The organism is bacterium (genome assembly GCA_028820935.1).
GTDB lineage: Bacteria > Actinomycetota > Acidimicrobiia > Spongiisociales > Spongiisociaceae > Spongiisocius.
In genome coordinates, this window is record JAPPHZ010000034.1 from 1 (window position 1) to 11973 (window position 11973).

General features: G+C 65.6%; 9 protein-coding genes. 2 read left to right on the forward strand and 7 right to left on the reverse strand.

The window, feature by feature from the left end; genetic code table 11:
* Positions 1-458: 458 nt before the first annotated feature.
* Positions 459-1259, reverse strand: a complete 801-nt coding sequence (locus OXM57_09640; protein MDE0352939.1) for a hypothetical protein — start codon at positions 1257-1259, stop codon at positions 459-461.
* Between the two features lie 412 nt (positions 1260-1671).
* Here OXM57_09640 and OXM57_09645 point away from each other — a divergent pair, with 412 nt between their 5' ends.
* A complete protein-coding gene (locus OXM57_09645) occupies positions 1672-1926 on the forward strand; it encodes an HPr family phosphocarrier protein (GenBank protein ID MDE0352940.1) in 255 nt (84 codons plus the stop codon).
* Between the two features lie 30 nt (positions 1927-1956).
* On the opposite strand, the gene OXM57_09650 is transcribed toward OXM57_09645, so the two are convergent.
* From OXM57_09650 to OXM57_09660, 3 genes are read right to left on the reverse strand one after another with little or no spacing between them, the layout of a single operon-like run.
* A complete protein-coding gene (locus OXM57_09650) occupies positions 1957-2277 on the reverse strand; it encodes a hypothetical protein (GenBank protein ID MDE0352941.1) in 321 nt (106 codons plus the stop codon).
* 58 nt (positions 2278-2335) lie between these two features.
* Complete coding sequence (locus OXM57_09655; protein MDE0352942.1) at positions 2336-2746, reverse strand: hypothetical protein; 411 nt, start codon at positions 2744-2746, stop codon at positions 2336-2338.
* 14 nt (positions 2747-2760) lie between these two features.
* Complete coding sequence (locus OXM57_09660; GenBank protein MDE0352943.1) at positions 2761-6141, reverse strand: nucleotidyl transferase AbiEii/AbiGii toxin family protein; 3381 nt, start codon at positions 6139-6141, stop codon at positions 2761-2763.
* Between the two features lie 1161 nt (positions 6142-7302).
* On the opposite strand from OXM57_09660, the gene OXM57_09665 reads away from it, so the two are divergent.
* Positions 7303-8265, forward strand: coding sequence for a DUF4268 domain-containing protein (locus OXM57_09665; protein MDE0352944.1), 963 nt, complete (start codon positions 7303-7305; stop codon positions 8263-8265).
* 156 nt (positions 8266-8421) lie between these two features.
* Here the strand turns inward: OXM57_09665 and OXM57_09670 are convergent, their stop codons facing one another.
* The 3 genes from OXM57_09670 to OXM57_09680 form a co-directional block, all read right to left on the reverse strand.
* Positions 8422-9927, reverse strand: coding sequence for a nucleotidyl transferase AbiEii/AbiGii toxin family protein (locus OXM57_09670; protein ID MDE0352945.1), 1506 nt, complete (start codon positions 9925-9927; stop codon positions 8422-8424).
* Complete coding sequence (locus OXM57_09675) at positions 9909-10721, reverse strand: transcriptional regulator (GenBank protein ID MDE0352946.1); 813 nt, start codon at positions 10719-10721, stop codon at positions 9909-9911. The genes OXM57_09670 and OXM57_09675 overlap by 19 nt, the downstream gene beginning before the upstream one ends.
* Before the next feature lie 398 nt (positions 10722-11119).
* Entirely contained in the window at positions 11120-11689 is a 570-nt protein-coding gene (locus OXM57_09680; GenBank protein MDE0352947.1) for an AlpA family transcriptional regulator, read from the reverse strand.
* Positions 11690-11973: the final 284 nt, after the last annotated feature.

The window sequence follows — 11973 nt, forward strand, 5'->3', positions numbered from 1 at the left end:
GCTGTCGCACCACTGATCCAAGTGAGCTGACTCCACGAAACCGGGGGACCATCAGAGCCTCCGAAAAACCCGGAACGGTTCAGTCTGGTGATGACGTCTGCGGCGTGTCGGAGCGGTTCGTGGTCGTGTCCGACTACATCGGCTGTACTTGGGGTGGGACGACTCCACGATCGGGTAGTGGTTCTACCTACGGCATCGACGAGAGGGGCCGTAGCGTGGTCTATTGGTCGACGGGTTATGGGTCGTGGTGGGAGAGACTGAGATGTGGGGTCGGGGCCGGGTCGTGTCCTCTGTGGGTTGGGGAGTTGACCCCGAAAGAAGTCGCCGAAGCCAGAAGGTACTTCGGGCTGGCCGGCGGCTAGAGGCCTTCGCTTTGAGCGTCGCCGCTCGACACGTCGATAATCTGTCGGTACATGGAGTACCGGCGACGTTCACTTTCCAGGTCACCTCCTGATCGACTAGGCGCGCGGCCCGTACCCGGCCGACTTGGCCCGGTAGACGTTCGCCTGATACCACGCCCAGCACTCCCGGCAGCGGCAACGGGCCTTCTGGTAGGCCGAGGACGTACCGTGGGCCAGTTCGCCGGCCTCAAGCCGTTGCCGGACGGCGAACCTAGACCGTTCCAGCTTCGTGCCTTGCGCTACGTACTCGCCGCACGTCCCGCAATTGCAACCATCCCGCACCATCTGGGCCGTGCCGTGCGTTCCGGTAGCCAGTCGTTCCCGGCGGCGCCGCTCCCGCGCCCGAGCCTTCGCCTCCCGCCTCTTGCGGAGCCGGCCCTCGTGCCAGGCTTCGCAGTCCGAGCACCGGCACCCGCGCTTTTGGTACGCGTGGCGCGTGCCGTGGACTTGTGGCCGGCGCCGGCCTAAACCGGATTCGGGCAGGACGCCAACTACATCGACGGGGCCGAGGCCAGCAGCCTCCGCCAACGTGAGCAGTAAGCCGGGCCTCTCCTCGACTCGGGCCGGAGCGAGAAGCGTTACCGAACTGATGACCGCCCCCGAGTCGTCGGGGATCACCCCGGCGTCCACGGCTGCGTCGAGGCCCACCTTCGCTGCCCAACTAACGGAGTCCGTGTCCGGGGGCCGCCCCCCAGTCGTCCAAAGGAAGCGGAACTGCGCCGTCAGGTGCGCCTCGGCGCTGCGGTACGGCCCGACCCGGCGCCACGCCTCGGCAGCCGCCGCCCGCACCGGCCCGGCCCTGGGCCTCTGGTTCGTTGTCCAGCCGTGCGGGTCTCCTGCTAGGTAGATAGTCGGCATGGGGGAAGGGTATCGCTGGAGGTACGAATCGTGCCTCTCAGGGGACGGCGCCGCCGGCGGGGATTCGTCGAGATCAGGCCGCGGACGCGGCGAGCGGGAGCGGAGTTCCTTGAGCAATGGGAGATAAGCGCTTGATGACCAGGTTCATCGTAGAATAAGGAGAGCAACCAGGACGGGATCAACCGCGTGATGGGCGACTACCTGGGAAGCCACCGGGCCGTGACCACATCGGTGGAGATAGTGGGGCTGGCCGCCGACCCCCGGCTCGTCCTCGAGCTCGAAGCGATCGCCGTCGTTCCCGAGTAGCCCGAACGTGCCTGGTCGTTCCGTCCGGGTATGCTCGCCGAGGTTTTCGCGTTCTTCCGGATTCGGATTTCTAGGGTTCGTTGCCCGCTCGGATCGGATTAGCAGGATGAGAGAAGAGATCACCATCACCAACCCGGCGGGTCTCCACGCCCGCCCGGCCGCCGAGTTCGTGAAGCGTGCCAAGGCGTCGCCGTCGAACATATCCGTAACCGCCAACGACAAGACCGTCAACGCCAAGAGCATGCTTGGGATCCTCAAGCTGGGAGCCACCTTGGGCACCACGGTCACGATCGAGGTGGACGGCGACGATGCAGGCGAGGTCTTGGCGGACTTCAGGGAGTTGCTGTCCGAAGAGGGCTGACCACTCGCCACTCGCCACCGGCGACTGGCCTCACGCCCCTTCGAGTATCCGTCGCACCTGGGCGGCGTCGGCTGCCTCTAGACACTCGTCGGCCAACTCCCGGCAGCTGTCGTGGCTCAGGCTGCGGACCCGTTCCTTGATGGTGGGCACCGAAGGGATGGCCACCGACAGCTCCTTGACGCCCAGCCCGATCAGGATCGGGGTGGCAACGGGGTCGCCGGCCATCTCGCCGCAGACGCCCACCCAGGGCCCGGCGGCCCCGGCTGCCGAAGTGGTTTCCCCGATCAGCCTCAGGACGGCCGGATCGAGATGGTCGGCCCGGTCGGCGACCTCCCGGTTGGTCCGGTCCACCGCCCAGTGTGTACTGGGTGAGGTCGTTGGTCCGACACAGGACACTAGGTTGTAGTTACTAGGGGCGATCCACCGCCGGCGTGTACTGGGTGAGGTCGTTGGTGCCGATGGAGAAGAAGTCGACGTGTGGCGCGAGCCGGGAGGCGATCAGGGCGGCGGACGGTATCTCGATCATGATCCCGACCTGGTAGTCCGCGGCGAACGGCAGGCCGTCGGCGGCCAGCGACTGCTCCGCCTCGGCCAGCGCCGACCGGAAGGCCATGAGGTCGGCAATGCCCGACACCATGGGCGCCATGATGGCCAGACGGCCCTCGGTCCCCGCTCGGAGCAGCGCCCGCAGTTGGTCGCGCATCATTTGGGGGCGGGCCAGCGTGAGCCGGATTCCCCGGAGGCCCAGGAACGGGTTGAGCTCCTCGCCGATCTCGATTCCGGGAACCTGCTTGTCCCTTCCCACATTGTCCCTTCCCACATTGAGAGTCTTAGTTAAGTGGGTGCTGGGGTGGTGTGCGCGTAGAAGCGGCCGTCGGGGCCTGTGGAGTAGACGATCCCGCCGGCGGTTGAGTATTTGGGTGTGTCGTCTAGCCAGCCGATCTGGAAGAACCATGGGGGGATGGTCCCGTTGTTTGGGTCGGCGGCGTCGACTGAGAACAGGTATCCGTCGCTCGCTTGTCCGTATAGGACTCCATCGACGACGGATAGGGCATGGCTGGTGGAATTCTCTGTGGGCAGCGTCCACAGGAGCTTCCCGGTTCGGGCGTCTAGGGCGAATAGGTGTTCCGCTTCCGACCCGGCGAACAGCGTGCCTCCGGCGACGACGGGGGCGGTGCTGAGCCCATAGTCTCCCTCCGGGTCGATCTGGTAGCTCCAGATCTCTTCGCCCGTGGCGGCGTCGAGCGCATGCACGTGACTGGCGGGTGTCAGGTAGTAGACACCGTCGGTGACCAGCGCCGGGAAGTCGCGGGCGGGGAACTTTTCGGTGTTCGTCTGCCAGATGAGTTCTCCGGTGGCCTCGTCGAACGCGTGGGCCTGGTTGAACACCGTCAGGTAGACGACGCCGTCCACCACGGTGGGAACCGACTCTACGTAGCCTGCGACCTCTGCCTGCCAGATGGTTTGGCCGGTGGCGGCGTCCAGAGCGTAGAAGGTTCCGTATTCCGCCCCTTGGGCGTAGACACGGCCACCATGTGCGGTGGGGGCTAGCCGTTCGTCGGTTGGGTAGGGCTGTTCCGCTACCCAGACGACCGTTCCGGTGGCGGCGTCGAGGGCGTGGACTGCCACATCGTAGTCGGCGCGGGCCGCAAAGTAGACCAACCCACCACCCACCGCCGGGGTATAGGAGATCGGGCGTCCGGTGTCGTAACGCCACAGGTCCGCTCCGGTAGCGGCGTCTAGGGCGTACAGGTGGTTGTCGCCGGCACCGAAGAAGACCGTCCCATCGGACACTGAGGGAACAGAGCGGATCCCCGCGGCGGCGGAGAAGCTCCAAACCAACTCGCCGGACTGCGCGGAGAGGGCGTACAGGTTGCCGTCGTCGGCGCCGAAGTACACCACTCCGTCCACCACTACCGGTCCGGTGAGGTCCCATCCCCCGGTCGCGAACGACCAGACCATAGACCCCCCACCCGAACCCGCATCATCCGCCGAAGCCGCCGGCGGCGAGGGCTGCGGCGCACAGGCTTCTAACCACCCCACGAGAGCTTCGGGTGCCTCGCCGAGGCTCACCTGATGCATGGCTTCGACGAGTGCCCCCGGTCCGCCCACCCGCTCCAGCAAACAGGCCACGCTCTCCCGATCCTCGGCCCGCATCCCCAGACGCGGCGCATAGACGTCCCATTCTTCGTCGTTCATGCACACAACAGACACGTTCACCGCCGCCATGCCCAACCCGAGCGAATTGACAGGGTCGTTCTGCGCCGGGGGTGACAGCAACCGGTGGAGATCTATCGACGCCAGCGCCTCCCTGATACAGCCGGAGGTCTCCGGCGTCAACGGATCCGTCAGCCCGACCAGCGAAGTGAGGAACAACCTCAACAGGGTCTCGTCCTGTAGACAGCCGATCACCAGAGCGGTGCGCTCCGAAGGGTCGCCGCCGGGAGCACCCCCCCAAACCTGCGAGAGCTCTTGTAGCCCAATTCCGCTCTCCTCGAGGCAGGAACGTTCCTCTTCGGATATCTCGGCGAGGAACTCCACAGGATCGTCGGGGTGGTCAAGCCGCAGCGGTGCGATCGCCCGCAGTGTGGACGGACTTCCACCGCCCGGGACAGCGGTCGGGCCAGCCGCTGCCGCGGTGGTCGCGCTCGACGGGGCGGCGCCCCCTGATGAGGTCGACGAGGCCGATGCCAGAGTTGTGACAGTGGTCTCCGGCAAAGAAGCCGCCGACGACGACTCGACCACAGAAGCCCCATCATCCGAACAAGCCGCCACCAAACCCACCAGCACCACCACCACACACAACGGCCTACCCACGTTCCACGCCCAGACGCGGGACAGACCCGACCCCCGACACCCCATGGAGTCCGGCTGCTTCCCAATGTCCAACTCGGCGGAAGCGGCTGCTCCACGTTCCGGACTTGCCGGTAGGAAAGACGACATCTCAGTCACCACTCCACAGAAGCCTTCAAGAGCGGCCAAGACTACAACCACAACTCGCCTGCCTGTGGCATTCGGGTCGGGTCGTGGCTGCCTCTCAACTGTGGTCTCGGGACCCGCCGGGGTGGGGGGTTGCGCGTACTTGGCCTGTTCGGCTGGTGTCGCCAGCGAACACGTGTAGGACACCGATGAAGGCCGCCGCTGCGCGGGCTGCTGTGCTGTCACGGTAGGGGAGGACGTGATGACCACGGTTCTGTCGGGGCGGGTTGCTTGGAGCCACCAGCCGCCGGAAGGGTGAGGGGATGGGATGACCCGCAGCGTGGCGGCGTGTTCGGGTGAGGGCGGGTCGTAGCTTGCCCCCAGGGGCATTTCGGGGTCCCACCCCTCGATACACAGCGGATAGTTGCTGTTGGCCACCCGGAGAGCGAAGCCCCGGGCGTCTTCGGCAGCTTCGTTCGTCGGGTATGGGTCCGAGACCCAAAGTGGCGCACCGGCGGCGCCGCAGATCGCCAACTCCCACCCGCTTCCGGTTGCCTGATGCGGTCGCACGCTCACCGAGATCGGGTTGGTGACCGAACGGCTGGTGTCGTCGACGGTGGAACGGAAATCCAGGCGTGGCGGGACCGCAGGATCGGTGGGGGCACCCCCAACTGCTGCTAGCCGCATGTCGGTTCCCGCGCCTTGGACGCGTCGGGCCAGTTCCCGCCGCCAACCATCAACCGTGTCTGTCAGCCGCGCGTAGGCGGCGTCGGGGATCGGGAACCGGTCACGGCCCACATCACCGAAGTAGCTGAAGGCGTAGAACAGTTGGCGGGGATCGAAACCCGGCTGTTTCTCCAGGGCGGTCGAGTACGCCTTCCAAAAGCCGTTACGCTCGACGAGGGCTGCCAAGTCCACGTAGTCGCGTGCCTCTCCCCGATCCGCAACAGCCAACACCTTGTCGGCGGCCAACTCGGCCTCGGCCAGGACCAGACCACCCCCAGCCCGTTCCGGAGGCGAGATCCGCGCGTCCCAGCCCAGGTCCACCGTCGTGATCTCCCCCTCTGCGGTGCTGACCCGAAACCGCACAAACCCCGGATGTGACCGTACACGCTCGACGGAGTAGCCAAACACAGCAAGGCGCGACTCAAAAGCGTCAGCCAAAGGCGCGACTCCCACCTCGGAGGGGCCAAAGTAGTCCAGGTCACGGGTAAGGCGGTTGATCACCCCCCGAACGATCAGCGCACCACCACCAGCCAACGCGAAATCCTGCCCCTCGGGTAGAAGGTCGACAATCGCTCGGAGTTGCTCCTAGAGAGGCGCGAGCATCCCGTTTGTCTAGTCCAACCAGCCGCGCTCCCGCAGCCACGGCCCCCACACATCCCGCACATAGACAGGCAACAACATGTCAAACCACAAGTCAGCCAACTCGGCCACGTCGATGAAATACCGAACATCGTCATCCAGGCCCTCAGCCAAGACCTGTCTGTACACCAACATCCGGTCCCGCCGGTCCCCCAGGTCATAAACCGGGTCACCACTCCAGTGAACATGCGGCGGCAAAACAACCCGCCCAGACGCCTTAACCACAGACGGATCGTCCACACCATCGGGAACCGAAACACGACGGTAACGGGCCGTAGGACGCGGCAACCCAGGTCGGGACACCGCCTCCGCTGTCCGCTCCGTAACCGCCACCTCAGCCACAGCCCTAACCTTCCACTGCCCGGACCCCACTCTAACGGCCCGCTACCGACAACATCCGGCAGGTCCCGTGCCGGGCCCCCGTTTGGTGGTCACCCATCGGATAGGACCGCCGTGGGGTGTGTTGTTCTCATCGAAGACACCCAAGCGGATCCCCGGCCCGGTCACGCACCCACCCCCGAGGAGCCGCGCTCAACAGCGACCGGTCGCGCATCCGGTCGCGCAAACCCCCTGGCCCCGGCTTTCGGCGTGCCACGGCAGGGACCGAACCCGACCACCACGCCAACAGCTCATAACGAGCGGCGACCGGTTGTTCGCAGGCGTCGATCGCCATGTGCTCTCTCCGGGGGTCTAGGGCACCCTTCCGTACCCGCCTCAGGGCCTCATAGCGATGTTCTCCGCTGATCTACAACCAGTGATGCGGAACATGCGGCATGTGGTGGCAGCTCTCGGAGCTCTCTGCCTCGTGGTCTGGTGTTGGGTCGGATGGGTGCTGTTGATCCAACCCTCGCTGGACCCTCCCGCCACCTACCCTCATCACGCAGCCGACAGAGCAGTCCATTGGACCGGAGTGTTCTCCTACCTCTTCGAGTCGCTGCTCTGACCCGGCTTAATCTGCTGCGAAACCGGCCCAGGTGCTGCACTCGGCTCGGCAAACCGCAAACAGCGACAACGCGGAACCCCTCCCTTACACCACATCCCTGGACGTGACCCTCTTGCTGACCTGGCGCATCGAGGGTAGGTTGTTCGGGCATGACGGAGCCGAGTCCACCACGAGAGTTCAAGCTGATCAACATCCGCGAGGTGTGGCCGGGCGAAGCACAGGACTTCACACCCTGGCTCGCCGAGAATCTGGAAGCTCTGTCCGAGCACCTCGAGATCGGCGAACTGGAGTTGGACCGCACCGAGGTCGACGTGCCCGGGGGGCGCAGGCTCGACATCCTGGCAAAGGACACCGACGGTCGGAGGTGGGCGGTGGAGAACCAGTACGGCGAGGCCGATCACGATCATCTCACTCGGGCCCTCGCGTACGCGGTCGGCCTCGAGTGCAGGGCCGTGATCGTTGTTGCCGAGTCGCACCGTGATGAGTTCGTCGCGGTGGCGGACGAATGGAATCGCTATTCGGAGGCGTACGGTTCCGATGGGATCCGCCTGTTCCTGGTCGCCATCGAAGCGGGCCGCGTAGGCGACTCTCGTCCGGGTTTCCGTTTCCGCCTCGTCGCTGGCCCGAATGAGTGGAGATTGGGGGGACGGCCGCCACTCGGGCCCGGTGACCGTGATCGTCAAGAGCGGCAGAGGGAATTCTGGGCGGGGCTGCAGAAAGCGATGAGCAGCAAAGGTAGCTTGTTCAAGGCCACCAGGGTTGTGTCTTCGTATGTGACCATTGCCAGCAAAGGGCCCTTCTCCTTCCAGTTCTGGGTCCTGACCAACTCCTGCCGTGTCCAATTGCGTATCGAGTCTGGCAACCAAGAGCAGAACGACGAGCTGTACGACTCACTCGCTAGCGATCGGGACGCGATTGAGGATGCTCTCGATACCGAACTGGTGTGGGAGAACAAGCCGAACCTGCAATCCAGCCGCATCTACTGGTTCCCGGAGGGGGCTTGTGGCTGGCGTTCACCCGCTGACGAACGGGAAGCCGGCTACGAGGCGCTGGCCGACGCTATGACCCGATTCCACGACACGCTCATGCCCTACGTGGAGGGCCTCGTCTAGGAGTCCCTCCATCCAAGCGGGAGGTAGGTAACCGGCTCGCCGGACCCATCCGGTGGGGGCGGCTTATTGTCTTGTGAGCGCTTTCGGGTGTGGTGGTTTGGATGCTTGTCTGGGTGGTTCCCCCCCCCAGGCTGGGGGTTGCCTTTTCTGTTCGTTTTATAGGCTGAGCCCGTGTCCGCGGTTGGGGGGTTCTACCTCTGGTGTGTCCAGCTCGATGTGTTTGCATCGCCATCCGTTCGGGGAGCATCGGCAGGTGTTGGAGGTGGTTTGGGTGGTGGCTCGGTGGCCGATGTCCCGGTCGGTGGTGGCGGCGCTGAGCAGGCCGAGCTGTTGGAGGGTGTGGTAGGCCGCTTGGGGGGTGGGGTACGGTGGGGATGTGGCGTCGGGGGTGCCGTCGGCGTTGAGGCATAGCAGGTAGCAGGGTTCGTTGGGCGCTGGCGAATAGACCCTCACCGTCGGCATGTGGTCTGTAGGTTGGGGGTCCGGTCCCACGATGTGTAGTTGTGGGTGGACGTTCACCAGTCGCACTAGGAAGTCGCGGGCGGCTTCGGCTTCTTCGAGCGTGGTGTGGCGGCCGGACAGCACACGTGGGGGGCTGGTGGTGGCTACTTCCCAACCCCAGTTATCAGCCTGGTAGCAGCGGACGTGGACACCGACCGGTTGGGCGGCGAGGCGCCGGCGCGTGTTGTGGGACTTCCATTGGAGCCATGGCTCTGTGGCGATCCGGTGTTGGAGACGTTCGTCTGCGGTGAGCAGGTGGGGTTCGACCCGGCCCCAGTCCAACAGTGCGTCCAAGAATGTTTCCTCTGTGGGGGTGAAGGGGAGCACCATCCGCCGGGCGGGGGCGGCTTTGGCCTCAAGCTCGGCGAGGTAGGCGTCTGCGGCGGCTGGTCGGGTGCGCTGCGCGTCAGAGCGGGTCAGCGCGGGGCGGAGTTGGCGGCCCAGGGAAGGGGCTTGGACGTTGCGTGGGTTGGCGCAGACCGTGCGCCAGTCGGGGCGGGCTCCGCCGCCGTAGACGACGAACGCCACACGGAGCTTGGCCGGGAGCAGCCCAGGGAGGTTTGGGATCAGCGCGGCGTCGAACAGGTCTCGGGCGTATCCGCGGTCGTGTAGCGCTGAGAGTTTGCCGGCGGCGATTTCGTGGATATCGAAGATGGGCACATCGGTGGCTTGCCAGCGGCCCAGCCGGTGTGAGTCGTGACGTGTGGTCGGCCACAGCGGCACCCGCCGTACATAGCCAACGTCGACTGAGAGGCCTTCGCTTCGGCCGAAGGCGTTGCGGTATCGGAGGTCCCATTTGCCGCCCGCGTGGTCGCGGTCGGGGTTGGGTCGCCTCTTCACCGCAAGCCCGTGGGCCGGGAGCAGGCACGCTAGGGCGTCCTCGACGGCGGGTCGCTCCCCTTTCATCGTGGCTCGGTCTTCGGCTCCGATGTAGTGGTAGTCCAGATCGAACGACAGACGAGGCGCCGGGAGGACGAACATGTTCAAAGCGGTGCCCCCGGTCAGCGCCAACCGGCTACCCAAAAATGGGTGGGCGGCGATGTCGTCGGCCAGTGCCAGGAGGCGCACGGTCTTTTCGATCCGGTCGGCGACGAAACCGGTAGCAGCGGCTAGGGCACGGAGCTCCCGGCGGGTCGGGGGTGTTAGAAGACCAGTTCCCATTGCCGTTCCACAACCTCTACCGGTACCACCAGATTCCACTCTTTTACGTAGTGGGTCAACTCAATGGGGGCTGGGTCGAGATGGACGGCTGGCGCCGGATCCTGGGGGCGGAACTGGTCCAAGTCGCTGGCAGAGATTCCCCACAGCTCTCGGTGCTGTTCCAAGAAGAACCCCACCTTGGCTCGCAGAGCCGGGCTGCCGTCCCGTAGCTGGCAGTAAGCAGCCACCGCCTCGACGTCGATCTGGTCCGCCCGGGTCACCGACTGGTAGATCTCGTCCCAGCTTCCCCCATAGTCGGGATCCGCCAGAACATCCACCAGGGTGCGTTCCATCCCCGTTACCCGCACCACCCCGTCCGCGTAGGTTCGGGTCACCACCCCGAAATGCTGATCCCCCGAGTCGATGAGGCGTTGTGGGAATCGGACACCCCGATAGCACATAGCCCGGAAAGCCAACGGCGCCTGCGGGTGGGTCGCCGAGTACACGGCGTCGAACCACATGGAGTACGAGATACCCCAAAAGTCAAGGGCTGAGTGGTGTGACACCACCGCGTCTGGGGTCATCTTGGTCGAAACCAGGTCCGGCATCGGCTGGAACCGGGCCGGGTCGATACCGTCGGCCACCACCGCGAACAAACCAGGCCGCACCACTACCACCCGTCCCGCCCGCACCCACCGCCCCTCAAGGCAGCGAGCGGCGTGGAATGGGTCGGACTCACCGCAATCCGCCAGGAACTCAGCGAGTTCCGAGTTCGTGAACACCGGCTCGACAGCTAGGAACTTTTCGTGGTCCACCCCAACACCTCCACTAGAGCCAACCATAACCGCAGCCCCAGAATTCCACTCCTCCTTCTCGTTGACCATCCACCAAGAAGACGCCACCACCAGGGCTTTCTCCCAGCCTGGTAGAAGACGCTGCCAACGCCGGGCGAAGACTGCGCAGTGTCTGCCGGTCAAGACTGCGCGGTCCAGTGGGTGATCTCCTTTCGTTTGCCACCGAGCCCCTAGCTCTGGCCTCCCACGACGATGACCCAGGCGCGGCGGACCAGGCAGCAGCCCCCTAACCCCGCAGCGTCGTGGAGGCATAGCCGCGGCGGGATGTGTGCTGGCTGCTGGCCGACCGGTGGCCGATTCCGGGGGGATGGACCCTCTGTCCAGCGACTCCAACAGAGTCTCGGTGGTTGGGTGGGTAGTCACGCTGCGGGGGACAGGCTGTCGATCCAGTCGTAGATGTCCTGTTCCCACCAGCCCACCGCCCGGGCGTGTTCCCCGCCCAAACGGAACGGTGAAGGGAACGACCCGTCCCGCTCCCGACGCCAGATCGTGGTCCTGCTCAACCCGGTGATCTCCAACACTTCGGGCAGTCTCACCACCCGCCCACCCCCCAGAGGCAGCATCGAGCGCCGATGGCTGACACCCGGCTTCCTGTTGTTGTGAGTTTGGGTTCTCATCCGCATCCCCTCTCCCCTCCACATTGCCGGCGATCCCCAGCCAGCCCTCCAATCCGACTGGATGGCGGGCGTGTAGCCGTAACCGAACATACCCAAGACCACCCCCAAACCCGGTCGCGGAACCACCCCCCAGGGGTCGCGCTCATGCGCGACCGGTCGCGCATCCACCTCCCAGCGGTCGCGCATCCGGTCGCGCATCCCCCTGACATGGGATTTCGCTAGCAGCCCGACGGGGCAGAAGGCCCTGACGGCGCCGACGAGGCTTAGCAGCGAGCCGGCCGGCTGCGGGCCCGTTGTCGTGGGAGGGGACATCAGTCCCAGAACCACCCGCCCTCTCAGGGGGACACACGGCCCCACAGGGCTCGGGGACAACACCGCGGCCGTCCAGCCAAGCAGCATGGCCGAGGTGGGTCCGCCACCCGGCGGTGGAGAAGCCGGCTACGCGAGGCGCCCAAGAGCACCGACACCAGGGGCTTCTTCGGCAATCACCTCGAGAAGACCGAAGCAGTAATGCGAGTAGTCGAGGACAGCGAAGAGAGGGTGTGATGGCGATCAGTGAGATTCCCCGGAGTTGATCGTCGAAGTTCCCCACCCCG